Raw genomic sequence first — 23,622 nt, forward strand, 5'->3', positions numbered from 1 at the left:
AATTAGGAAAATCTAGGAGAGGTGAGAAAATTGAAAAAAGGAATTCACCCGGAAATGAAATTGATTACGGTAAAATGTGCGTGTGGTGCTGAACATAAGTTTTATAGCGCAAAGGAAAATATAAGGATCGATGTGTGCTCTAGTTGCCATCCATTTTACAAGGGTGCTGGTGCTGCTGGTATGATAGTTGACACGGAAGGAAGAATTGAAAAGTTTAAGAAAAAATATAATTTAAAATAATTGCAATTGCCGGGAGCATTGCTCCCAAATTATTTTTTTAAACCATAGGGAGGTTTTGTGTATATGGAAGTTGGGCAAGTAGTAAAAGGTAAAGTAGTAGAGATACTAAAATTTGGAGCAAATGTCGAACTAGAAGATGGTGAGAAGGCATTTATTCATATCTCAAAGATTGCGCCAACGTATGTGAGGTCTGTGAACGATTATTTGAAAGTTGGTCAAGAAGTAGAAGGAAAGATTTTGGGAAAAACAAGAGATGGTAAATGGGAGTTAACACTTAAAGAATCTTCTTCAAATTCAAATGATGAGGAAAAAGGGAAAAAGTCAAATAGCGATTTTGAAAGGAAGTTAGCTAAATTTATGAAAGATAGTGACAGAAAGCATTCAGAATATAGGAAGAGATTAGACAAAAAAAGAGGAAAAAAGAATAGAAGATAAGTAGAAGGGCGGGAAAGCGCCCTTTTGTTTGTTTTCATGGGTTTGTGTTAAATAGTTAATAGTAGAAATATGGCTCCAATTATCTGGAGCCATATTTTTTATTATTTTACTTTTGATTTTTTCTTTTTAGGGACTCTTTTACATATATTTGCTATACAGTGTTTGTTTTCAATATGGTCTAAAAATTCATCTTTAAAATTATTAATCAATGAGAGTAAAGGTACTGGGAAACTTTGACCAAGACCACAAAGTGCTGTTTCTCTTGCCGTATTTGCAATTTCAATCAAGTTATCAAGATCTGTTTTAGTTGCTTGAAATTGTCCCATTTTTTCCAAAATTTTTACTGCCATTTTTGTTCCTTCTCTACAAGGTGTACATTTTCCACAAGATTCATGTCTAAAGAATTCCATTACATTTTTTGCAATATCAATAACACAGTGGGTATCATTTACACCTAAGATTACACCAGAACCTAAACTTACTCCATATTTTGCAAATGAATCATAGTCTAATGGTGTATCAAATTTGCTTTCATCAATAAATGTACCTGCAATACCACCAGTTTGAACCATTTTAAGATTTTCACCTGATACACCGCCTGCGTATACCAACAGTTCTTTGACTGTTATGCCCATGGGGAGTTCAACGATACCTCTGTTGTTTAAGTTCCCAGCAAAACAGAAAACTTTTGTTCCTGGTGAATTTTCAGTACCAAATTGTCTGAACCAATCTGCACCGTTTAATATTATTTGTGGTATATTTGCCAGTGTTTCAACATTATTTATTACTGTTGGTTTACCAAACAAACCACTTTGCGGTGGATATGGAGGTTTCAATCTAGGTCTTCCAGCATGTCCTTCAATAGATTCTAATAAAGCAGTTTCTTCTCCACAAATATACGCACCTGCACCTAGTCTTATTGATAGATCAAAGTTAAAGCCACTATTTAGTATATTTTTGCCCAAAAAACCATATTCATATGCATCATGGATAGCCTTTTTAATATTTTCAACTGAACCGTAATATTCACCTCTTATGTAAATGTAGCCTTTGGTTGCCCCAACGGTATATCCTGCTATTACCATTGCTTCAATTATACTATGTGGATCACCTTCCATTATTAACCTATCTTTGTACGTTCCAGGCTCACCCTCATCGGCGTTACAAACTATATATTTTTGATCAGAATTTGTTTTAAATGTAAATTCCCATTTCAAACCTGTTGGAAAACCTGCACCGCCTCGACCACGAAGACCACTTTTTTTTATTTCCTCTATTATATTTTCTGGCTTCATTTCTAAAGCTTTTGCAAGTGCAAAGTATCCGTTGTTTGCTATATATTCTTCTATATTTTTAGGGTCTATTTTTCCAATGTTTCTTGTTACGATTCTTATTTCTTTTGTTAATGATTCCTTTTTTGTAATTAAATTTTTGTGATTAATTTCAAGATCCAGGACTTTTCTCCCTTTTAAAATGTGCTCCTCAAAAATTTTTACAACATCTTCTTTTGTTTTTGCAGAATAAAATACATTATCTGGCATAACTGCAATAGTTACACCATTGTAATTGCCAAGTGTACCAGTTTCAAGAATATCTACAATATTGTCAAAGTTATAATCTTTTACTAATGATTTTAAAAGTTTTAAGAACTCTTTTGCACCCAATAATATACTGTTACTATCAACAGAAATTAATATAGTGATAGGTTTCATATATTCTCACCCCTTTTTAATTTATTTATTATTTCTCTTACTTTTTTTGGGGTGAGATCACCATAGTATTCGTTATTTATCATTATGACAGGAGAAACACCACAAAGGCCTAAACAGCTTGTTTCTTCAAGTGTAAATAACCCATCATCTGTTGTTTGATTAAAATCTATTTTTAATTCTTCTTTTAGTGTTTTGATTATTTCCCTTCCATTTGCAACATGACATGGTAAACTAGTACATACTCTGATTAAATACTTACCTCTTTTTTTGATGGAAAACATCGAATAGAAGGTGAGAACTTCATATACTTTGGATAAGGGAATATTTAATTCTTCACTTACTAGTTTTACTGCTTCCTCTGGTATGTAGTTACCTTCTATTGTTTCTTGAATCTTGTGAAGTGTATAAATTAAAATATCTCTTTCTTCCAATCTTTCTGATTTTGCATGTGAAATAATTTTTTTGATTTCAGTGAGCATAGCGCGACCCCCTTTTTTCTTTATTCAATTGCAGGTGTTACTTTGCTTATTGCGCCAAATCTACAGACTTCTATACAACTTCCACATTTTACACAAGCTGATTGGTCTATTTCATGGACTTTCCTTACTTCGCCAGAAATACAACTTGAAGGACATACCCTAGCACAAGCGGTACAACCTACACATTTTTCTGGATCTATAACGTAACTAATAAGTGCTTTACATTTGCTAGCAGGACATTTTTTCTCTCTCACATGTGCAAGATACTCATCTTTGTAGTATCTTAAAGTAGATAGTACGGGATTTGGCGCAGTTTGTCCAAGACCACAAAGCGAAGAGTCTTTAATAACGTTACCTAGATTTTCCAAGATTTCTATATCTTCTTCTGTTCCTTCGCCTTTTGTTATTTTATCCAAAATTTCATACATCTTTTTTGTTCCTTCTCTACAAGGTGTACATTTTCCACATGATTCATCTACAGTAAATTCTAAGAAAAACTTTGCAACATCGACCATACAATCGTCCTCATCTAAAACTATTAAACCACCAGAACCAACTATTGCTCCCAGTTTTTGTAGTGATTCGTAATCAACTGGTGTATCGAAATACTCTTCTGGTATGACACCACCGCTTGGTCCCCCAGTTTGAACTGCTTTAATCTTTTTACCAGTTGGAGATCCTCCGCCAATTTCGTATATAAGTTCTCTTAATGTAATTCCCATAGGTACTTCAACCAAACCTGTATTTTTAACTTTACCAGCCAGCGCAAAAACTTTTGTTCCAGGTGATTTTTCTGTTCCCCACTGTCTAAACCAATTTGCGCCGTGGTATATAATCGGTGGAACACATGCTAATGTTTCAACGTTATTTATATTACTTGGTTTTCCCCACAATCCTTTTTGTGCTGGGAATGGAGGTTTTACCCTTGGTTGTCCTCTTTTTCCTTCAATTGAGTGCATTAAAGCGGTTTCCTCACCACACACAAATGCCCCTGCCCCAATCCTTATTTCTATGTCGAACGAAAAATCTGTTCCTAGAATATTTTCTCCCAAGAAACCATATTCCCTTGCTTGATTTAAGGCCACCGTTAATCTTTCAATTGCAATTGGATATTCAGCTCTTAAATAGACAAAACCTTTTGTTGCTCCGATTGCATATCCTGCTATGGTCATAGCTTCAATTATGGTGTGTGGATCTCCTTCGAGAATTGATCTATCCATAAAGGCGCCTGGGTCCCCTTCGTCAGCGTTACATATCATATACTTTTCGTCACCAGGAGATTTCCTTGCGAACTCCCATTTTAAGCCAGTTGGAAAACCTGCACCACCTCTTCCACGAAGCCCACTATCTTTAACAACTTGTATAACTTCCTCCGGTTTCATTTCTTTTAGTGCTTTGTGTAATGCAAAATAACCATCTCTTGCTATATATTCATCAATATTTAACGGATCAATAATTCCCACATTTCTAGTTGCTATTTTTACTTGCCTTGAGAAGAAAGGAATTTCTTTTTGTGGTTGTGGGACTATTTTTCCTTTATCACCTTGATAAAGGTATTCCTCTACAATTCTACCTTTTAGAAGATGTTCTTCAACAATTTTTTCTGCAGCTTCTGGCGTTAATTTTTGATAGTAAACCCCTTCTGGATGTATTACCATTATTGGCCCTAAACTACAAGCACCCATACAACCAGTTTCAACGATTTTTATATTATCTTGTAAATTGTATTCTTTAATTTTTCTTTCTAATACATCTTTTACACTTTCTTCACCTGCGGAAATACAGGCTCCACCAGCACAAATAAGAATTGTATTTGTTTCTAAAGGCATTATTTTTCTACCTCCTTATTCTTCTCCTTTTTTTACTATCAAATCACCTACAAGCTCACCAGCAACTATATGGGACTTTATAATTCTTCTTGCATTTTCGGGATTTACGTGTCCATAAGTAATGGGGACTTCCCCGTTTATTTCCACTTTTATAGTTGGTTCAACTTCGCATAATCCCATGCAACCAGATTGGACAACTGATATATCGTCAATGTTTAATTCATTTAACGTTTCCACTATTGCATTTAAAGTATCTTTTGCGCCTGCAGCTATTCCACATGTTCCCATTGCAACTGTTATTTTTCCCCTTTTTCCTTCTTCCCTCATTTTAACTTTTTTTAATGTATCTTCTTTTATTTTCATAAGTTCTTCTAAGCTTTTTATTTTACCCATTATTTCCCCTCCCCTTGGAACTTTTTAATAATACTTGGAACCATATCGGGTGTGACTTTACCAAAAAATTCTTTTTCACCTATAAGGACAACAGGTGCCATACTACATGCTCCTAAGCACCTTACACCGTGAACTGAAAAGTTACCATCTTTAGTTACTTCGCCTTCATTTACTCCAAGTTCACTAAGAAACCTTTCCATAACTTTATCTGCACCTTTAACATAACATGCAGTACCCAAACATATCTTAATTTGATTCTTTCCTTTGGGCTTCGTAGAAAAGAAATTGTAGAATGTTACCACACCATAGACAACCGATGTAGGAATCTTAAGCTTTTCAGCAACGTGGTTTTGAACTTCTTCTGGAAGCCAACCAAATAGTTCCTGGGCTTTGTGAAGGACATTAATTAAAATACCTTTTTTTCCTTTTAATTCTTCAATATACGCATCGAGCTCCTTGTAAAGCTCGACATGTTTTTCACAAACTGCCAACATGGCCACCTCCTATTTAGTATTACCATCCAGGTATATTATAACATTAAAAGTAAAAAAATTCACTTGTGAAATGTTATTTTTAAGATAACATTTTTTTAATTATTCACGATTAATTACTTCAGATAAACAATCCCCTGAGATATCAGGGGATTGTCCAAAATAATATAAATTTATTCAAAAAATGTATTCAATATTTTATTTTCTATTACTCTACTTTCATCAAAATCATCAATCTGTAAATACCAGTTCATAGTTTCAATTGCAGCTCTTAGTGGAATCATTCCAATGATTTCTGAATTTAATACGGGAACACCATATCTTTGGGCTTCTCGTTTTATTGCCTCAAACACTCTAAAAATTGGAGATTTTTTGTAATTTGTCAAATTCATAGAAACTTGAACAATTCCTTTTTCTTTTAATTCAACGCCCATTGCCTTTACATATCTAAAACCACCACTTATATGTCTAACTGCTTTTGCTATTTTATTTGCTATTTCTATATCATTTGTTCCCAGATTGACGTTGAATGCAATTAGGTATTCTCTTGCACCTACTGCAACTACACCTGCGGTGGGATGTACTTTGTCGGGACCAAAATCTGGCTTCCAATTTTGATCTTTGATTTTTTCAAAAAATCCTTCAAATTCTCCCTTTCTAATTTTTGATAAGTTTTCCCTTTCAGGTGAAGTAGCTGATTTTTCGTAAAGATACACAGGAATGTTTAATTCATTTCCGATTCTTTCTCCTAATTTTTTGGAAATTTCGATACATTCTTCCATTTTTGTATTCATAACTGGAATAAAAGGGATAACGTCCGTTGCACCCATTCGTGGGTGTTCACCTTTGTGAATTCTAAGATCAATAAGCTCAGTAGCTTTTTTTACCATGTCGAATAATGCGTTTTCTATTTCATCTGGTTCACCTACAAGCGTAACAACGGACCTATTGTGATCATGATCCATGGACCAATCGAGGACTTTGACTTTTTTGTATTTTTCCGCTTCTTCGATTATCATTCTGATTTTTTCTATATCCCTTCCCTCACTAAAGTTTGGTACACTTTCGATTAATTTCATACTCCCCCTCCTATTTCATTAGTGATGTTTTTTATATCCTCTAAAATTGATGGCTTTGAAAATATATAACTTTCTCTTTCAAAAATTTTGGGTGTATTACCTTGAAAATTTATAATTTCTCCCCCAGCTTCCTTTACAATCAAATATGCAGCGGCTATATCCCATGGATTTGCACGTTTTGCAATGAAAAAATCAAATTTGTTTGCCGCAACGTAGCATGCAGAAAGAGCGGCACTTCCGAGAATTCTAATTCTTTGAACTTTATTTTCAACTTTTTCAATAAATTTTCCTGTAAATTTTCTGGAGAATCCAACACTTCCGATGGAAAATTTAAGGTCATTTATATCTTTTATTTCAAGTTTTGAGTGGTTTAAATACGCCCCCTGATTTTTCATTGCTAAGAACATTTCTTCGGTAAATGGATTGTATACTACACCAATTAGTGGTGACTTATTTTCATAATATGCAATTGATATGCAAAAATTTGGAAGACCATGGATGTAATTTAAAGTTCCATCAATTGGATCAATTACCCACTGATTTTCCCCCATATCTTTTGTGTTGTTTTCTTCTGCTAAAATATTATCGTCTGGAAAATACTTTTTTATTTCCTGTATTATCATTTCTTGTGCTTTTTTATCGTGTTCTGTTACAAGATCCTGGAAATTTTCTTTTTCTTCAATATTTTTTGCTTTTCCGAAAAATTGCATAAGATAAAAGCCAACTGTTTTTGAAATTTCAACTGCTAAATTTAATCTATTCATTATACTCATCTCCCAATAGATAATCAAATATCTTTCTTGCAAAGGGTGCAGCCATTTCAGCACCGCTTCCACCATTTTCAAAAAGCACTACAATAGAATACTTTGGAGACTTAAAAGGACCAAACCCTACAAACCAGGAATGAGATTTTTTATTTTTACCCACTTCTGCTGTTCCCGTTTTTCCAGCAACTTTGTATTTTGCATCTTTAAAACTATTATATGCCGTACCCCTATCTTGGATTGAACCACTATGTGATGTAACTTCTAAAAGCCCTTCTTTGATTGTTGCCCATATTTCTTTTGGAAGATTTATATTCGAATAAGTTGTTTGTGACTTTGCTATATGTGGAATAGGTGTTTTTCCATTATTGGCTATTGTTGTGTAAAAATTTAATAGTTGTAATGGAGTAAGTAATATATAGCCTTGGCCTATTCCTGCTAATATGGTATCACCTGGATACCATATTTCTTTCAACTTTTTTTGTTTCCATTCTCTAGAGGGAAAAATTCCTTCTTTTTCTTCAATATCAATACCTGTTTTCTTATCTATTTTAAAAATATCAGCTACATTTTTAATTTTATCAATTCCCAATTTTAATGCAATGTTATAAAAGTATACATTGCAAGAAACACGAAGAGCTTTAATAAGATCTGTTTCACCATGGCCACTTAAAAGCCAATCATTAAATATTGCAATGGTTTTTCCAGAACTTGATTTGTACTCGAATCTTCCTTTACAATTTACAGTAGCCGGTGTGCTTTCACTTAAAAGATACGCAATGGCAATGAGAGGTTTTATAGAAGAACCTGGGGAATATAATCCCATTGTAGAGCGATTTAAAAGTGGATTTTTTGGATCATTTATTATTTTTCGCCAGGTATATGTATCAATACTGTAGAATTCTTCTTCAATTCCAGGATATGAAACCATGGATAAAATTTCGCCTGTTTTTGTATCTTCTACAATGACAGAAGCAGGTATGTCGATTTCCTTCAATTTAGAATAAATGAACTTTTGAAGATTAAAATCAATAGTAGTATGTAAGTCCTGCCCATTTTCTGGGATTCTTTGTATGATTCGTTGTTTTATTTTTCCGCTTGGAGTTGAAAAAACTAATTCACTTCCTAATTTTCCATCAAGTATGTTATTGTACGTTTTTTCAAGTCCAAAATTTCCCTTTCCATTGGAATTTAAATATCCTATTATATGTAATACTTCTGGTAAGTACCTTCTGATTTCTTTGTATTGGATATAATACCCGAGTTTTTCAATACCGTAGATTTGATGATTTTCAAGTTTTACTTTCCCGCTACTAATTAACTCTGATAATTGTTTTTCTGTCAAAATATTTTTTAATTTATCCATCTCCATATCTTTAGAATAAATTAAAAAAGGGATTTTTTCGCTCCAAGCAAGTTTTATACCGTTTCTATCATAAATAGTTCCTCTTAATCCCTTTGTTAAAATAGTTTGTGTTAACAAAGAATTTAAAAATGCTCTGTGATTTTTTGATTCAAGTATTTGAATTTTTGTAAGATAAAACACCAAAATGCTAAACATTATTAAAAAAATTACTAGAGTAGATTTATACCTCATGTTTCCCCCTTAATAACTGGGTTTTTTTAAGCCTAATAAGTGTTTTTTCTTTTCCTAAAACTTCAATTGATTCAAATAAACCCGGTGTGACAAGTTTCCCCAATAAAGCACCTCTAATTGTTTGAAAGACCTTTTTTGTGGATAAATTTGTATTTTTTGATATGTCTCTTAAAGTGTTTTCAATAGATGATATATCAAAATTGTCTAATTTTTCAAAGGATTCAATGGCCTGTACAAGTATTATTTCTGCTTCTGGTTTTTTTAAGAACTTATCTATATATTTTTCATCATAAGGGTAATTATCGTCAAAGAAAGGGTATGATATGTCAAATAATTGTTCTAGTGTATTAACCTTTTCCCTACAAATGGAGATAACTTTTTTTGCATACATACTATCTAAATCTATTTTCACATTTATTAGGCTTAGATATTCCCTAAATTTTTCAATCACCTTTTCTATTGGTAACCTTCTTAGGTGTTGACCGTTGATCCACTCTAATTTTTTATAGTTGAAAACTACTGATTTATTGGATATATTAAATGGATCAAAAGCTTTTATTTTATCTGTTATATCAAATATTTCTTCTTCTGTTTTCCAACCCAATATTGCAAGGTAGTTTAATAAAGCATTATTTAAAATACCTATTTCTTTAAAGTAATCAACTGATGTGCCACCGTGTCTTTTACTTAATGGAGTTTTATCATTTCCAAGTATAAGTGGGATATGCATAAATACTGGAGGAGTCCATTCAAATGCGTTGTAGATCATAATTTGTCTGGGTGTATTTGAAAGGTGATCTTCTCCTCTAAATACATGGGAAATTTCCATTAAATGATCATCCACAACAACTGCAAAGTTATAAGTTGGATATCCATTTGATTTTATTATTATAAAATCTTCAAATAAGTTATTTTCAAAACTCATTTCGCCTTTTAAGAGATCCTGAAATTTTGTTTTTCCTTCTTTTGGGGCTTTAAATTTTACAACTATAGAATAGTCTTTAAATTTTTTTGGAAATTCGTACGATGTGAATATTTCTTTATTGTCAGAATATACGGCGTAGTATGCCAACTTTTTATCTATTAACTTTTGAGCAAAGTTATTGTATATATCTAGTCGTTCACTTTGTCTATATGGCCCAAAGTTTCCCCCAATATCTGGTCCTTCGTTCCAATCTATTTCCAACCATTTTAAAGCATTTAAAATTTTTTCTTCATATTCTTTTGTGGAACGTTCTGTATCTGTGTCTTCAATACGGAGTATAAATTTTCCTTTGTTTTTTCTTGCAAAAAGCCAGTTAAAAAGTGCAGTTCTAGCACCACCTACGTGTAGATAGCCTGTTGGACTTGGTGCAAATCTTAGCCTGAACAATATGATCATCCTCCCAGAATATCTTTTAGAATTTTAAAATCAAGTTTGACGTTGAAAATAAAATCTTTTTCTAATTCTTTTTTTAATAGAAAACCTGAAGCATCTTTTGTTAACGGAATTGGTGTACAAAAATATAAAAAATTATTTTCTACAGCTATTGTATAGAAAGGAAACATCTGTGCAATTTCCCATGCAAGCATATAGTTATTGGAAAAGAGAATATTCCTTTTGTTTTCCAAATTTCTTAATTTTTTTACGTTTAATTCCTTTATTTGATATATATTCTTTGACAATTTAACGTAGTTGTTGTATATAATGGAGTAATTTTTAAACTTCATCATCTTTTTTATTTTCTTAAAAATGTTTTCAGAAATATCTTTTGAAATAATAAAAAAGACTTCATCTGAATATTTCAAAGATTTTGGTATTTTTTTAAAACTTTCTAAGTTCTTTATATAGCATATGGAAAAATTTATGTTCTTCTTCTTCTTTTTATTAAAAAAAATCATATTTCACCACTTATTATAGCTGTTATTAGTTTAAAAGGAATTAATTCAAAAATTTTATTTTCTATTTTTGAATCGAAAAATTTTGTTTTATCAGCTATAACAAAAAATGGTTTATCATAGTATTTTGATAGTATAGCCAATGTTTTTGAACCTATTTTATTTATTACTCCGTTTTCACATACCGAGTCAGCACCTGTTACTATATAGTCTGCATCTTTAATGTATTTTTCTACTTCAAAATCATTGATTAATTTTACATTGCAGGTTGATTTTAGTTTATCATATAGTATTTTACCCTCGCCACCGGGATTAGATACGGGAACTACTATTTCCAAATTTTTTGGGTGGGTTTTAAAGTAAACTTCCAATGTTTTACTGTTGCTTATCGTAACTACCCTAGCATCAAAGTTTAAAAATTTTTGGGCATAAGATATGGTACTATTAAAGGAACTTTTTAAAATCTTTTTAATTTCTTTTATTGTGTAACCATTTTGTACCATCTTTTTAATCCATTTTATAACTCCCATTTCTTTTTTTAAATGTGAAATTTTGTCTAAAATATATTTATCTTCTTCCATCTTTTCTAAAAGCCAGAATCCAATTTCAACTGATCCGGCATTTTTTAGTAGTTCATCCATTAAATTGCCCCTTTCTAAAAGCGTAAAAAGAAGCTCTTGCAAGGTCCATATCATCAAATAACAATATGTTATCTCTAATTTTTTCCACGTTTAATTGTTTATTTCCATATGAAAAAAACCAGCTTTCATATTTTTTGGGAAAATGTACTTTTTTTATATTTAACCTTGTAATTATTTTGTAAATTGCCTTTGCTTTTACCATATCTCCAAATGACGGGTGATAGGGTCCTGCTACAATTTGGTTTCTTGAATGTTCAGGAACAAAATATCCCATTCTAATTACATTTGCATTGTTTGAATAAATTAAAAGTAACATTTCAGAAGATATATCCAGTGCCTCTTTTAAAGTTAATGGAGTATACAATTTTCTTTCGTACATTTTCTCTAATTCGGTATTTTTAAAAATTAAAGTGGGATGTATTCTAAAAATGTTTACTCCCAGTTTAAGTAATTTCATCAAAGACAATATAGATTTTTCTTTTGAATCTTTCGGGAGTCCGATCATTAAATGTGCAGAGACCTTAAAATTTCTCTCCATTAAAAGGCGTATAGATCTTTCGTTGTCTTTGACAGTATGTCCCCTGTTTGAAGCATCTAAAACATCATTGAACATGCTTTGAATTCCAATTTCTATGGTTTTAACATTGTAGCGTTTTAAAATTCCAAGATTTTCCTCTGTTATTTCATCAGGTCGTGTAGATATTCTAATTGGAACATTTAAATATTTGACAAGTTCCAAAAACTCTAATTGTTTTTCTAAAGAAAGGCCAGTGAAAGTTCCACCGTAAAATGCTACTTCGTCAATTGAAAAATTTGAATACTTTTGAATTGTATTAAGTATTTCTTTTTTTGATGGCATTTTTTCTCCGGTCATAGAATATTGGTTGCAAAAAACACAACGTTTTTTGCAACCAGCATTTGGTAAAAAAATAGGAAGAATCATCTTAGTAATTCCTTAACCACCTTACTAACTAGTGCACCATCTGCTTTTCCTTTTAGCTTTGCCATTGTTTCTTTCATAATTTTTCCAAAGTTTTTTTCTTCAATGCTATTTATGATTTCTTGAACTATATTTTTTATTTCCTCTTCACTTAGCATTTTTGGCGCGTAAATTTTTAGAATTTCAAGTTCTTTTTCTTCTTCTTTTGCAAGGTCTTCCCTTCCCGCATTTTTGTATGCTTCAATTGATTCTTGCCTTTTTTTAATTTCCTTGAGAACTATCTTTCCAATTTCCTCATCGGTTGCCTCTTTTCTTTTTTCTACTTCAAAATTTTTTATTGCAGAATTTAAGAGTCTTATTACTCTTAATTTTATTTGATCTTTTTCTTTCATTGCAGTTTTTAAATCGTTTAGTAATTTTTCTTTAAGCATTTTCTCCCTCCTTAAATGTTGAAAATAAGTTTATTGCTGCGTTTGTGTTCGCATATTTATCATAACCCCCTTCTTGAATAAAAATAATGGGGATATCTAGTTTTTTTAAAAGCTTTCCCATTTTTTTGTAATCTTCATCTACTAAATTAAAGTATCCCATAGGATCTTTTAAGTGTGTATCAAAACCAAGTGAAACTATGAGTTTTAGTGGAGATATTTTTTCTATTATTTCAAGTGCTATTTCAAGCACAACTTTATATTCCTCCCAGGTTATCCCCTCATCTAGTGGAAAGTTAAAGTTTGTACCTTTTCCATTGTCTTTTCCTACTTCATCCCTATAACCTGAAATCCATGGGAAGAATTTTTCAGGGGTTCCATGAATTGAAATGTAGGTTATTTGTGGATCTTCGTAAAAAATTTCTTGTGTTCCATTTCCATGGTGGAAATCCACATCTAAAATACAAATTCTTTCTTGAAAGGTACTCTGTAAGTATTTTGCAGCTATTGCGGCGTTGTTAAAAAAACAGTATCCCCCTGCAAAATTACTTGTGGCATGGTGACCTGGTGGTCTTGTTAAAATGTAAACGTATTTTGAATCAAGGTTTACTCCAGTCATAACTGTATAGTATGCGTTAATTGCGGCATTATAGGTTTTTTTGGTTATAGGTGTGCCCGAATCTAGTATACGATCCTTTAAAAAAACTTCTGGCAAATATTCGTTTTTTGCATTTTTTGATAAATTTTCCACATGTTTTACATACCATTTTGGATGTATGTTGTATAAATAATTCAAAGGATATTCTTTTGGATTTACGCATTCAAAATTGTTTTTGACAAAAATTTCCACCCCTTCCAATCGAGAAGGGGCTTCTGGATTTTTTACTAATTTTCCATTGTCAATTTCAAGAGTTGGTATATAGTCTTTGTTTAACTGCGCAACGGCCTTCATTTTATTCCTCCAGCTGGGAAATCTTATTTATCCTTCTTTCGTGCCTCCCACCTTCAAAGTCTGAATTTAAAAACGCATTAACTATCCAAGAAGCCAATTCAAAACCTATAAGTCTACCGGGAAGTACAAGGATATTTGCGTTGTTATGTTGTCTTGCTAATTTTCCCATTTCGGGAATGGTACACAATGCTGCCCTAATACCTTTTATTTTATTTGCTGCAATTGACATTCCTATTCCTGTTCCGCAAATTAATATACCAAAATCAGCTTCCTTTTTTACAACGCATTTTCCAACTTCTTTTGCAAAATCTGGATAATCAACACTTTGTATACTATTTGTTCCCAAATCTATTACTTCAATGTCTTTTTCATTTAAAAAGTCTTTGATTTTTTCTTTAAGTTCAAATCCTGCATGATCACTTCCTATCGCTATTTTCAAGATACTCCCTCCTTAGCTTTTCAAAAATTTTAATGCTTCATTTACTGAATTTTTAATATTTAATGCTTTGTCGAGGTTAGTCATTCTAAAGAGATTTTTAACGTTATCACTTAATTTTACTAATACTAATTCTCCACCTTGCAATTTAAAAGATTTGTGTAAACTTACTAAAATCCCTAATCCAGAACTATCAATATAGTTCATTTGTGAAAGGTCCAAAATACAATTCTTATTTCCTTTGTTTAAAATATTTTCCATTGCAAATTTTTTCAAGTTATGTGCATTTGAAATATCTATTTCACCAGTAATTTTTAGAATGGAAATACCATCTTTTGTTTCAAGTTCAAACATCTATTTCACCTCCTATTCGTAGAATCTTATTATCCCCACCAATTTTCCAATTACTTTTACATTACTTGTGTCACAAGTAATGGGTTTCATATTTTTGTTTTCTGGGACAAGTTCCACTTTTTCTTTTTTGTGGTAAAACCTTTTTAAAGTAACTTTGTCGTTAAAAATTACAGCAGCAATTTGCCCATTTGGAATTCTGTATTGTTTTTTTAAAATAACATAATCACCATCCATTATGTGGGCATCGATCATGCTGTCTCCTTCAACTTTTAATGCAAAATAATTGCCAAATCCGGAAATCATCCTAATGGGGATTTCTATTTCTTCATCGATTATTTCAAACATTTCTATGCCTAAACCCGCAGAGATTTTTCCTTTTACTGGAATAGAAACACTTTCAGGTCTTTTTATCAAAGAGATTGAACGGGAATTTTTAGGATTTCTTGTTATATATCCTTTCTTTTCAAGTGCAATTACGTGAATATGTGCCCCCCTTGGAGTTAGTTTAAAGTGTTTGGCAATATCTCTAATAGAGGGAGAATATCCATTTTGTTGTATATATGAAGTTATAAAATCTAAAACTTTTTTTTGCTTTTCAGTAAGTTCTTTCATATGTCAAACACCACCTTTATTTTTAACATATTTTCAATTTTTTCAATTTTTAGGTTGTGATATGTTAAAGCTTTGAATCCATTGCCAGTTATACCATCAAATGGGCAAAATTTTACAGTGTAATCTGCGTATATTTCAACTGGAAAATATCCCAACTCGATAGAGGCAATCCAGTCGTTAACTATATCAAATATCGCATCTTCATTTTCTTTTAGTTTGTATTTGTAGTGCTTATAACTTTTGCAATTAATCTTTGGAGCATAATTTTCTTTAAAAATTTTTATTATATCTTTTAGTATTTCAAAAAAAGATTGCGCACTTATTTCGTATGCCACATCTGCTGTGTGGTCTATTTCTTTATACATTTTCATCTTCTCCCTTAATTATTGCAACGTCTGCTATTTCATCCCCGTTTGAAAGGTTTAGTAATTTTACACCTTTTGTTACCCTACTAAGAGGTCTTAGACTACTAATGTTAATTTTAATTGACATGCCATGTTTTGTGAAAATCATTATATCTTCACGTCCCATAACATAACTTACACTTACAATTTCTCCTGTTTTGGAAACATCCGATATATTCTTGATTCCCAGACCTGCCCTTTTTTGGATCCTGTATTGTGATATTTCAGTGAGTTTACCGTATCCATACCTTGTAACTGTTAAGATGTAGTTTTTTTCGTCAGATAGAAGAGTGGAACTAACTACTTCGTCGTCCTTAGAAAGTTTTATGCCAGTTACTCCCATAGCAGAGCGTCCCATTGTTCTTACTTCTGAAATGGAAAATCTTATACTCATTCCGTTTTTGGTTGCAATTAGTATTGTTTGTTCTTCACTTTCAATTTTTTGTACGGATACCAGGCTATCATCACCGTCGAAATTAATAGCTCTAAGTCCTCTTGCGTTTATATTTTCAAATTCTTTTAATGCTGTTCTTTTTACTTTTCCGTATTTTGTTACGAAGAACAATTCTCCAGAAAAGTCGTCTACTGATAACATTGTTAAGATTTTTTCATCTTTGTCAAGGTTTAAATATTTAGAAACTAATTTTCCTCTACTTGTTCTTGAATTTTCCTCAATTTGGTAATTATTTAAAAGGTAAACTTTTCCTTTTGAGGTGAAAAACAGTGTTTTACCGTGAAGATGAGTGTATATAACTTCCATTATTACATCATCATTCATCAGAGAGGAACCAGTTACTCCTTTCCCACCTCTTTTTTGAGTTCTAAATGTGGAGAGGTTCATCATTTTCAAGTAACCCTTTTTTGTTAATGAAATCACTACTTCTTTATCTGGAATTAATTCCAACTCATCGAATTTGATTTCTCTTTCTTCATGATCCAAAATTTTGCTTTTTCTTTTATCACCGTATTGTGTTTTTATATAGTATAGCTCTTCTATTATTTTTTCATACACTTTCTCATCATTTTCGATTAATTCTTTTTCTATCTTCATCTTTTCCACAAGTTCATTGTAATCCTTTATTAGTTTGGAAATTTCAAGTTTTGTAAGTCTACCTAATCTAAGATCTACAATAGCTTTTGCTTGAGTTTCTGTAAAATCAAACATTTCAATTAGTTCCCTTATAGCACTTTCTTGATCTTCACTATTTCTTATTACAGAGATTATTGTATCAATAGAACGTGAAGCTTTGATTAATCCTTCTAATATATGTGCTTTTTTAGAGTATTGTTTATAGAAAAACTGTGCTCTTCTTCTTACCACTTCAAAACGATGTTCTACGAATGCCCACATTAATTTTTTGAGGTTCATTAGGGCGGGTTTTTTTTCTTTGTCAATTACCAATAGTTGTGCATGGAAAGTGCTTTGTAATTGTGTGTGTTTGTAAAGATTATTTATAATTATATCTTCATTTACATTCTTTGGTATTTCAATTACAATTCTTAACCCTTCTTTATCCGATTCATCTCTAATATCTTTGATTTGCAAATTTGAATTTTCTGCATATTCAACTATCTTTTTTATTAGGTCTGATTTATTTACGTTAAATGGAATTTCAGTAACAACTATTTTTTTCTTTTTCTTTTCCTCTTCGACTTGTATTATACCTCTGATTGTGAAACTTCCCCTTCCTGTTGTATACATCTCACGGATTCCTGATTTCCCAATTATCTCTCCACCTGTTGGAAAATCTGGCCCAGGAATAAAATTAATTAACTCTTCTATAGAAATTTCCGGGTTTTTAATAAGTGCTACAAATCCATCCACAAGCTCTGATAGATTATGAGGAGGTATGTTTGTAGTCATTCCAACTGCAATACCAGTCGAACCATTGGCGAGTAGATTTGGAAATTTTGATGGTAAAACAACTGGTTCTTTCAAGCTACCATCAAAGTTGTCCATCATATCTACTGTGTCTTTATCTATGTCTTCTAGTAATTCTTCTGAAATTTTTGCAAGTCTTGCTTCCGTATACCTCATAGCTGCTGGTGGATCTTTGTCAATTGACCCAAAGTTCCCCTGTCCTTCCACAAGAATATATCTCATTGACCACTCTTGTGCTAATCTAACTAGCGTATCATATATTGCGGTATCACCGTGTGGGTGGTATTTACCTATTACTTCACCAACGATACGCGCAGATTTTTTGAATGGTTTGTTGTGGCTTAATCCAAGCTCGTGCATGCTGTACAAGATTCTTCTCTGTACAGGCTTTAATCCATCCCTAACATCTGGAATGGCTCTACCAATGATAACACTCATTGAATAACTAAGATAAGACTCTTTTAATTCTTCTTCGATGGATCTATTTATTTCCATTAAATTCCCTCCAGTTATGAAATTTTTGCACCAGGTTCAATATCTCTATCTACGGTTAATACTGTTAAATCGTTATTGATTTTTGCCGCAAGTAACATACCTTGTGATTCTATTCCCATTAATTTTGCGGGTTTTAAATTAAATACCACAATTATCTTTTTACCTATTAGTTCTTCTGGAGAATAATACTTTGATATACCTGCAACTATTTGCCTTTTTCCATGTTTTCCAAGATCCACAATTAATTTTAATAGTTTTTCCGATTTTTCGACCTTTTCTGCTTCAACAATTTGTGCAACTCTAAGTTCTATCTTTTTGAAATCATCTATTGTAATTAGATTATCTAATTTGACTTCTGTTTTTTCATCTTTTTTGATTGCAATTTTTTCAAATTTTTTCAGGTCAATTTTTTGAAATAGTGGTTTATCATGTATTACTTTATTTCCAGCAACAAGGGTATTCCACTTGTCAATAAATTTTTGAGGTTCAAAATCTTGCCCAAGTCTTTTAAACACTTTTCTTGACGAATCAGGCATAAATGGAAGTAACAAAGTTGCAATTTTTAAATATGCTTCAAGTGTATAGTACAAAACAGTTGCAAGCCTTTCTTTGTTTCCTTCTTTTGCAAGAATCCATGGTTTGTTTTCGTCAAAGTATTTGTTTACAAATCTAATATAATCCCAAATTGCTTCAAGTGCATTTGTCAATTTATATTGCTCCATGCAACTTAAGTATTTTTCTTTTGTTTTAAAGTATTCATTTGCTAGTGATTTATCTGACTCATTTGGTGTTTGAGGGACTGGAATTTTTGAATCGAAATTTTTGGTTACCATCGCAAGTGTTCTATGGAGCAAATTTCCGTAATCATTTGCAAGGTCTGAATTTAATCTTTGTACAAGGTTTTCTTCAGAAAAGTCCCCATCTTTTCCAAAGACAATATCCCTTGAAAGGTAATATCTTATAACATCATTTCCATATTTTTTTACAAATTCCCTTGGATCAATAGCATTCCCAAGTGATTTGCTGATCTTTTGTCCATTTACCGTAAGCCATCCGTGTGCAAAGATCTTTTTAGGTAATGGAAGCCCTACAGACATTAACATTGCAGGCCAAATTAAACTATGGAATCTATTTATTTCTTTTCCTATTAAGTGTAAATCTGCTGGCCACCATTTTTTAAACGTTTCTTCATCATTTCCGTAACCAATTGCGGAAATATAATTTATTAGTGCGTCAACCCATACGTATATAACATGTTTTGGATCATTTGGCATTCTTATACCCCAATCAAAGGTAGTCCTTGTTATTGATAAATCTTTTAAACCGCTTTCTAATATTTTCAACATTTCATTTTTTCTAAATTCTGGTTCAACAAAATCTGGATTTTCTTTAAAATGTTTTAACAGAGGTTCTGTGTATTTGGAAAGCCTGAAAAAGTAATTTTCTTCCTCAACAAAATTTAGTTCTCTATTACATGTGGGACATATGTGTTTCCCGTTTTCTATTTTTATTTCGTCTTCATTCCAATATGTTTCACAAGGAATGCAATACCAACCTTTGTATGTTCCTTTATATATATCACCATTTTCCAGCATTTTTGAAACAAAAAATTGTACAGTTTCCATGTGTTTTTTATCCGTTGTTCTGATGAAATAATCGTTGGTTATATTTAAATCTTTCCATAATTGTCTAAATTTTTCAGAAAGTTTATCACAAAGTTGTTGAGGTTCTGTTCCTTTTTTCTTTGCAGCTTGTAATATTTTTTGTCCATGTTCATCGGTACCAGTAAGGTAAAATACCTCATATCCCATTAGTCTCTTATATCTTGCAATTATGTCTCCTATGATAGTTGTGTATGCACTTCCAATGTGTGGTTCTGAATTAACATAATATATAGGGGTTGTTAGATAAAATTTTTTCACTTTTACACCTCCACAAACGGTTTATTTTCTTTGTAAAATTATACCATATAAATGAAATTTACAAGATTATGAAACAAATGTATATCATTAATTTTTGGTTAATTAGATAGGCGGATATGTAAAAACAATATTACAACAAAAAATTAATGTTAAATCTTGATTTTTAATATTAAAATATGGTAAAATAATGTTACCATATTCCAAGGGAGGGGATTATATGAAGAAATTGCTGGTTATTTTGGGGTTGTTGCTTGTTGCTTTTTCTTTCGCAAGTAGTGTTATAGTTGTGGGTACAACTGACAAGATAAGGACACTTGATCCGGCGAATTGTTATGATTATTTTTCCAGTAACATTTTGCAAAATGTTTTAGCGGGACCTGTTGATTATGAAGTTGGAACTGCAAATATTAAACCGTGGTTGTTTGAAAAATGGGATGTTTCATCCGATGGTTTAGTTTATACGTTTTATATAAGAAAAGATGCCTACTTTGAAGATGGTACACAGATCGATGCAAATATTTTCAAATTTTCTTTTGATCGCGTTATGAGGTTAAATGGTGATCCCGCATTTCTCTTATCAGATGTTGTAGAAAAGACGGAAGTGGTGGATAAATTTACATTTAAAGTACATCTTAAAAGTAAATTTTCAGCATTTGTTTCGATATTAGGGTATACAGTGGCATTTCCAGTAAATCCAAAAGTGACACCAGAGGATAGATTTTCAGATATTGCTCCTTCTGCATCTGGCCCATATAGAATTAGTGAATGGATAAGGGATGTAAGAATAGTTTTAGAGGAAAATCCAAAATATTTTGGTCCAAAGCCAAAGACTAAGAAGATAATTATCCAATTTTATGAAAATTCACAACAATTGAGACTTGCACTTGAAACGGGAGAAATTGATATTGCGTATAGACATCTTGATCCAAGGGATATTTTAGATTTACAAAATGTTTCCGGAATAAAGGTATATTTAGGCGCAAGTCCGCAAATTAGATATTTAGTGTTAAATGTTAAACAAAAACCGTTTGATAATCCTTTGGTAAGGCAAGCAGTAGCACTTTCTGTGGATAGGAGTGCCATTGTTAAGGATATTTTTGTAGATCTAGCAAAGCCATTGTATTCAATGATTCCAGCAGGTATGTGGAGTCACGAAGATGTATTTCCAAAACGCGATTTACAAGCAGCAAAGGAAATTTTGAAGATTGCAGGTTATAGTGAAAAGAATCCACTTGTTATAGATTTGTGGTATACACCTTCTCATTATGGAACTACAGAAGCAGACGTTGCACAAGTTTTAAAAAGTTCTTTGGAAGAAACAGGGATGATTAGAGTTAATATAAAGTATGCTGAATGGTCTACATATGTCGAATATTTCTTGAATGGAACAATGGGATTATTCTTATTAGGTTGGTATCCTGATTACCTTGATCCTGATGACTATTTATGGCCATTTTTAAGTGTTAGTGGTGCAAAATCTCTTGGTAGTTTCTATGAAAATCAAATAGTCGAAGATTTGATGGTTGCTGGTAGAGCAGCTACTAACCAAGAATCTCGTGAAATGATTTATAAACTTGTTCAGAATTATCATGCGGCAGAGATGCCATATATTCCTCTTTGGCAAGGTTCTGCAGATTGTGAAGCACATGATTACATTAAAGGAATTATATTAGAGCCTACCCAAATCTTTAGGTATTATCTCCTCGAAAGAAAGTAAATATCACCGCCCATCTTGGGCGGTTTTTTAAAAGGAGGGAGAATATAGTGTCCTTGAAAAGTTATATAATTACGCGTGTTATACTTGCGATTCCTATGATATTTATTTTATTGGTAATGATTTTTTTTATTTTGAGAATTATTCCAGGTGACCCTGTTTTGGCTATTTTAGGGGGAAAAGCTCCTTTGGAGGTTATAGAAGCTAAAAGACACGAATTAGGGTTGGATAAGCCTGTAATTGTCCAGTTTTTTGATTATATTGGAAATGTTTTTAGAGGAGATTTAGGGGTATCAACGCTTACAAATAGACCTGTTTGGGATGAAATTAAAGATAGATTTCCTGCAACGTTAGAATTAACAATATTTTCCTTTATAATCGCATTATTGATAGGGTTGTTTTATGGTGCGGAAGCTGCGTGGCGTAAGGATAAATCTTTAGATATTTCTGCAAGGGTATATTCTATATTACTTTATGCTATTCCCGTGTTTTGGCTTGGCTTAATGTTACAACTTTTATTTGGAGTTTATTTAAGATGGTTTCCTGTCGGCGGAAGATTATCTCCTAGGGTGTCTTTGGATATAAAGACTGGATTGTTAATTTTGGATAGTGTTTTAAACTGGAATTGGGAGGCATTTTCAGATGTTTTAAAGCATTTATTGCTTCCTGGATTAACTTTGGGACTTGTAATTTCAAGTATTTTTTTGCGTATGGTGAGAAATAATACCGTATTGATGCTGTCAAAAGATTTTGTTAAAGCTGCAAAGGCAAGGGGATTAAAGTCGAGAGTTATTTTGTATGGTCATGCGGTAAAAAATGCATTTGTTCCTATATTTACGATTATGGGAATGCAATTTGCATTGTTACTTGCCGGTGCAGTTTTAACTGAGACTACTTTTTCTTGGCCGGGGATTGGAAGTTATTTGGTGTTGAAAATAAAATATAGGGATTTTCCGGCGATTCAAGGTACAATTGTATTTTTTGCAATGTTTGTTGTGGTTATAAGTATTGTAATTGATATAGTTAATGCACTAGTAGATCCAAGGGTTAGATACTAAGGGGTGATATTGTGAGAAAAAAGTTTGTTAGCGAGCGAATTGGCGAAATAATAAATGATTTATTTAAAACTGGAACGGGTTTGCTAACCTTTATAGGTGCAATGATATTACTTTTTTACATTACACTAGCAATTTTTGCCCCGCAAATTGCTCCGTATAATCCAATTGAAAGAGTTGGACGATCTTTGACCTCCCCAAATGATCAATTTGTTTTTGGTACGGATAATCTTGGTAGAGATATACTTAGTAGGGTAATCTATGGTGCAAGAATAGCTTTAACCATAGCATTTATTGCAGTTTTAATAGCTGCTGGTGTTGGAATACCATTGGGATTAGTTTCCGGTTATTTAGGTGGTGCATTTGATAGGGTTTTGACGTTGATAATGGATGCAATTTATTCTTTCCCAGGTCTGATACTTGCTATTGCAATAGCGGCGGTTTTAGGTCCGGGTGTTGTAAATATTTCTGTTTCTATAGCCGTTGTTTATACTCCGACGTATTTTAGGGTCATAAGGAATCAGGTTAGTTCTATTAAAAGTGAATTGTATGTTGAAGCAGCACGTGCTTTGGGCGCAAAAAATTATGAGATTCTTTTAAAATACATTTTTCCAAATGTTTTGCCATCAATAGTGGTTGTACTGTCAATGAATCTTGCAGATGCCATTATGACCGAAGCAGGATTGTCATTTTTGGGGTTAGGTATAGCACCTCCTACTCCAGATTGGGGATTTGATCTGAGTAATGGTCAAAGGTTTGTTTTAAGTAAGGCCTGGTGGGGACTACTTTATCCAGGACTTGCTATTGTGACAGTAGTATTGGGATTTTCAATGTTTAGTGAAGGGTTAAACGAGTTGTTGAATCCCACTATTAGAGAAAGAAGGTGAGTT

25 protein-coding genes are annotated in these 23,622 nt (G+C 32.3%); 5 read left to right on the top strand and 20 right to left on the bottom strand.

Annotated features, from left to right (window positions below; translation table 11 throughout):
* Positions 1 to 30 precede the first annotated feature (30 nt).
* Together rpmE and XJ44_RS06635 are read left to right on the top strand one after the other, a co-directional pair.
* Positions 31 to 240, top strand: a complete 210-nt coding sequence (gene rpmE, locus XJ44_RS06630) for a 50S ribosomal protein L31 (protein ID WP_075666202.1) — start codon at positions 31 to 33, stop codon at positions 238 to 240.
* A 63-nt stretch (positions 241 to 303) separates the two neighbouring features.
* Entirely contained in the window at positions 304 to 675 is a 372-nt protein-coding gene (locus XJ44_RS06635; RefSeq protein ID WP_075666203.1) for a S1 RNA-binding domain-containing protein, read from the top strand.
* Positions 676 to 776: 101 nt separating this feature from the next.
* Here XJ44_RS06635 and nuoF (XJ44_RS06640) read toward each other — a convergent pair whose 3' ends face one another.
* From nuoF (XJ44_RS06640) to metG, 20 genes are all read right to left on the bottom strand, one after another.
* A complete protein-coding gene (nuoF, locus tag XJ44_RS06640) occupies positions 777 to 2,387 on the bottom strand; it encodes an NADH-quinone oxidoreductase subunit NuoF (RefSeq protein ID WP_077198476.1) in 1,611 nt (536 codons plus the stop codon).
* A complete protein-coding gene (locus XJ44_RS06645) occupies positions 2,384 to 2,866 on the bottom strand; it encodes an NADH-quinone oxidoreductase subunit NuoE family protein (protein ID WP_075666205.1) in 483 nt (160 codons plus the stop codon). The genes nuoF (XJ44_RS06640) and XJ44_RS06645 overlap by 4 nt, the downstream gene beginning before the upstream one ends.
* A 20-nt stretch (positions 2,867 to 2,886) precedes the next feature.
* A complete protein-coding gene (gene nuoF / locus XJ44_RS06650) occupies positions 2,887 to 4,695 on the bottom strand; it encodes an NADH-quinone oxidoreductase subunit NuoF (RefSeq protein ID WP_075666206.1) in 1,809 nt (602 codons plus the stop codon).
* 15 nt (positions 4,696 to 4,710) lie between these two features.
* Entirely contained in the window at positions 4,711 to 5,088 is a 378-nt protein-coding gene (locus XJ44_RS06655) for a (2Fe-2S) ferredoxin domain-containing protein (RefSeq protein WP_075666207.1), read from the bottom strand.
* On the bottom strand, positions 5,088 to 5,582 hold the full coding sequence (locus tag XJ44_RS06660) for an NADH-quinone oxidoreductase subunit NuoE family protein (protein ID WP_075666208.1): 495 nt from the start codon (positions 5,580 to 5,582) through the stop codon (positions 5,088 to 5,090). Before XJ44_RS06660 ends, XJ44_RS06655 begins: the two co-directional genes overlap by 1 nt.
* Before the next feature lie 170 nt (positions 5,583 to 5,752).
* Positions 5,753 to 6,658, bottom strand: coding sequence for a glutamate formimidoyltransferase (gene ftcD, locus XJ44_RS06665; protein ID WP_077198477.1), 906 nt, complete (start codon positions 6,656 to 6,658; stop codon positions 5,753 to 5,755).
* Positions 6,655 to 7,422: an inositol monophosphatase family protein gene (locus XJ44_RS06670; RefSeq protein WP_077198478.1), complete on the bottom strand. Its 768-nt coding sequence runs from the start codon at positions 7,420 to 7,422 to the stop codon at positions 6,655 to 6,657. Before XJ44_RS06670 ends, ftcD begins: the two co-directional genes overlap by 4 nt.
* A complete protein-coding gene (locus tag XJ44_RS06675) occupies positions 7,415 to 9,019 on the bottom strand; it encodes a penicillin-binding transpeptidase domain-containing protein (protein ID WP_077198479.1) in 1,605 nt (534 codons plus the stop codon). Before XJ44_RS06675 ends, XJ44_RS06670 begins: the two co-directional genes overlap by 8 nt.
* A complete protein-coding gene (gene gltX, locus XJ44_RS06680; protein WP_077198480.1) occupies positions 9,009 to 10,391 on the bottom strand; it encodes a glutamate--tRNA ligase in 1,383 nt (460 codons plus the stop codon). The genes XJ44_RS06675 and gltX overlap by 11 nt, the downstream gene beginning before the upstream one ends.
* Positions 10,392 to 10,396: 5 nt before the next feature.
* On the bottom strand, positions 10,397 to 10,900 hold the full coding sequence (locus tag XJ44_RS06685; RefSeq protein WP_077198481.1) for a hypothetical protein: 504 nt from the start codon (positions 10,898 to 10,900) through the stop codon (positions 10,397 to 10,399).
* Entirely contained in the window at positions 10,897 to 11,538 is a 642-nt protein-coding gene (locus XJ44_RS06690) for an IF-2B domain-containing protein (RefSeq protein WP_077198482.1), read from the bottom strand. The genes XJ44_RS06685 and XJ44_RS06690 overlap by 4 nt, the downstream gene beginning before the upstream one ends.
* Positions 11,531 to 12,481: an elongator complex protein 3 gene (locus XJ44_RS06695; RefSeq protein WP_077198483.1), complete on the bottom strand. Its 951-nt coding sequence runs from the start codon at positions 12,479 to 12,481 to the stop codon at positions 11,531 to 11,533. Before XJ44_RS06695 ends, XJ44_RS06690 begins: the two co-directional genes overlap by 8 nt.
* Complete coding sequence (locus tag XJ44_RS06700; protein ID WP_077198484.1) at positions 12,478 to 12,909, bottom strand: GatB/YqeY domain-containing protein; 432 nt, start codon at positions 12,907 to 12,909, stop codon at positions 12,478 to 12,480. Before XJ44_RS06700 ends, XJ44_RS06695 begins: the two co-directional genes overlap by 4 nt.
* Entirely contained in the window at positions 12,902 to 13,858 is a 957-nt protein-coding gene (locus XJ44_RS06705) for a histone deacetylase family protein (protein WP_077198485.1), read from the bottom strand. Before XJ44_RS06705 ends, XJ44_RS06700 begins: the two co-directional genes overlap by 8 nt.
* 1 nt (position 13,859) lies before the next feature.
* Positions 13,860 to 14,297 (bottom strand): ribose 5-phosphate isomerase B, encoded by a 438-nt coding sequence (gene rpiB / locus XJ44_RS06710; protein ID WP_075666218.1) that lies wholly within the window; start codon positions 14,295 to 14,297, stop codon positions 13,860 to 13,862.
* Positions 14,298 to 14,309: 12 nt separating this feature from the next.
* Positions 14,310 to 14,648 (bottom strand): STAS domain-containing protein, encoded by a 339-nt coding sequence (locus XJ44_RS06715; RefSeq protein ID WP_077198486.1) that lies wholly within the window; start codon positions 14,646 to 14,648, stop codon positions 14,310 to 14,312.
* A gap of 12 nt (positions 14,649 to 14,660) precedes the next feature.
* Positions 14,661 to 15,260, bottom strand: coding sequence for a transcriptional repressor LexA (lexA, locus tag XJ44_RS06720; RefSeq protein ID WP_075666220.1), 600 nt, complete (start codon positions 15,258 to 15,260; stop codon positions 14,661 to 14,663).
* Entirely contained in the window at positions 15,257 to 15,625 is a 369-nt protein-coding gene (locus XJ44_RS06725) for an archease (protein WP_075666221.1), read from the bottom strand. Before XJ44_RS06725 ends, lexA begins: the two co-directional genes overlap by 4 nt.
* Entirely contained in the window at positions 15,618 to 18,041 is a 2,424-nt protein-coding gene (gyrA, locus tag XJ44_RS06730; RefSeq protein WP_077198487.1) for a DNA gyrase subunit A, read from the bottom strand. The genes XJ44_RS06725 and gyrA overlap by 8 nt, the downstream gene beginning before the upstream one ends.
* Before the next feature lie 14 nt (positions 18,042 to 18,055).
* Positions 18,056 to 19,963, bottom strand: a complete 1,908-nt coding sequence (metG, locus tag XJ44_RS06735; RefSeq protein ID WP_077198488.1) for a methionine--tRNA ligase — start codon at positions 19,961 to 19,963, stop codon at positions 18,056 to 18,058.
* A gap of 217 nt (positions 19,964 to 20,180) precedes the next feature.
* Between metG and XJ44_RS06740 the strand changes: the two genes are divergently transcribed.
* Genes XJ44_RS06740 through XJ44_RS06750 form a run of 3 tightly spaced genes read left to right on the top strand, consistent with a single transcriptional unit; the run spans position 20,181 to position 23,619 of the window.
* Positions 20,181 to 21,680 (top strand): ABC transporter substrate-binding protein, encoded by a 1,500-nt coding sequence (locus XJ44_RS06740; protein WP_077198489.1) that lies wholly within the window; start codon positions 20,181 to 20,183, stop codon positions 21,678 to 21,680.
* A gap of 47 nt (positions 21,681 to 21,727) precedes the next feature.
* Complete coding sequence (locus XJ44_RS06745) at positions 21,728 to 22,735, top strand: ABC transporter permease (RefSeq protein WP_077198490.1); 1,008 nt, start codon at positions 21,728 to 21,730, stop codon at positions 22,733 to 22,735.
* A gap of 11 nt (positions 22,736 to 22,746) precedes the next feature.
* On the top strand, positions 22,747 to 23,619 hold the full coding sequence (locus XJ44_RS06750) for an ABC transporter permease (protein WP_077198491.1): 873 nt from the start codon (positions 22,747 to 22,749) through the stop codon (positions 23,617 to 23,619).
* Positions 23,620 to 23,622: the final 3 nt, after the last annotated feature.

The organism is Thermosipho affectus (genome assembly GCF_001990485.1).
GTDB classification, from domain to species: Bacteria; Thermotogota; Thermotogae; order Thermotogales; family Fervidobacteriaceae; genus Thermosipho; species Thermosipho affectus.

What these genes read in the sequence shown, in the direction of transcription:
- gyrA (WP_077198487.1), bottom strand. Translation starts at nt 18,041, where the DNA reads ATGGAAATAAATAGATCCATCGAAGAAGAATTAAAAGAGTCTTATCTT.
- XJ44_RS06675 (WP_077198479.1), bottom strand. Translation starts at nt 9,019, where the DNA reads ATGAGGTATAAATCTACTCTAGTAATTTTTTTAATAATGTTTAGCATT.
- XJ44_RS06695 (WP_077198483.1), bottom strand. Translation starts at nt 12,481, where the DNA reads ATGATTCTTCCTATTTTTTTACCAAATGCTGGTTGCAAAAAACGTTGT.
- XJ44_RS06700 (WP_077198484.1), bottom strand. Translation starts at nt 12,909, where the DNA reads ATGCTTAAAGAAAAATTACTAAACGATTTAAAAACTGCAATGAAAGAA.
- XJ44_RS06740 (WP_077198489.1), top strand. Translation starts at nt 20,181, where the DNA reads ATGAAGAAATTGCTGGTTATTTTGGGGTTGTTGCTTGTTGCTTTTTCT.
- XJ44_RS06705 (WP_077198485.1), bottom strand. Translation starts at nt 13,858, where the DNA reads ATGAAGGCCGTTGCGCAGTTAAACAAAGACTATATACCAACTCTTGAA.
- XJ44_RS06685 (WP_077198481.1), bottom strand. Translation starts at nt 10,900, where the DNA reads ATGATTTTTTTTAATAAAAAGAAGAAGAAGAACATAAATTTTTCCATA.
- nuoF (WP_075666206.1), bottom strand. Translation starts at nt 4,695, where the DNA reads ATGCCTTTAGAAACAAATACAATTCTTATTTGTGCTGGTGGAGCCTGT.
- XJ44_RS06655 (WP_075666207.1), bottom strand. Translation starts at nt 5,088, where the DNA reads ATGGGTAAAATAAAAAGCTTAGAAGAACTTATGAAAATAAAAGAAGAT.
- nuoF (WP_077198476.1), bottom strand. Translation starts at nt 2,387, where the DNA reads ATGAAACCTATCACTATATTAATTTCTGTTGATAGTAACAGTATATTA.
- XJ44_RS06670 (WP_077198478.1), bottom strand. Translation starts at nt 7,422, where the DNA reads ATGAATAGATTAAATTTAGCAGTTGAAATTTCAAAAACAGTTGGCTTT.
- XJ44_RS06635 (WP_075666203.1), top strand. Translation starts at nt 304, where the DNA reads ATGGAAGTTGGGCAAGTAGTAAAAGGTAAAGTAGTAGAGATACTAAAA.
- XJ44_RS06725 (WP_075666221.1), bottom strand. Translation starts at nt 15,625, where the DNA reads ATGTATAAAGAAATAGACCACACAGCAGATGTGGCATACGAAATAAGT.
- XJ44_RS06690 (WP_077198482.1), bottom strand. Translation starts at nt 11,538, where the DNA reads ATGGATGAACTACTAAAAAATGCCGGATCAGTTGAAATTGGATTCTGG.
- XJ44_RS06645 (WP_075666205.1), bottom strand. Translation starts at nt 2,866, where the DNA reads ATGCTCACTGAAATCAAAAAAATTATTTCACATGCAAAATCAGAAAGA.
- ftcD (WP_077198477.1), bottom strand. Translation starts at nt 6,658, where the DNA reads ATGAAATTAATCGAAAGTGTACCAAACTTTAGTGAGGGAAGGGATATA.
- lexA (WP_075666220.1), bottom strand. Translation starts at nt 15,260, where the DNA reads ATGAAAGAACTTACTGAAAAGCAAAAAAAAGTTTTAGATTTTATAACT.
- XJ44_RS06715 (WP_077198486.1), bottom strand. Translation starts at nt 14,648, where the DNA reads ATGTTTGAACTTGAAACAAAAGATGGTATTTCCATTCTAAAAATTACT.
- XJ44_RS06660 (WP_075666208.1), bottom strand. Translation starts at nt 5,582, where the DNA reads ATGTTGGCAGTTTGTGAAAAACATGTCGAGCTTTACAAGGAGCTCGAT.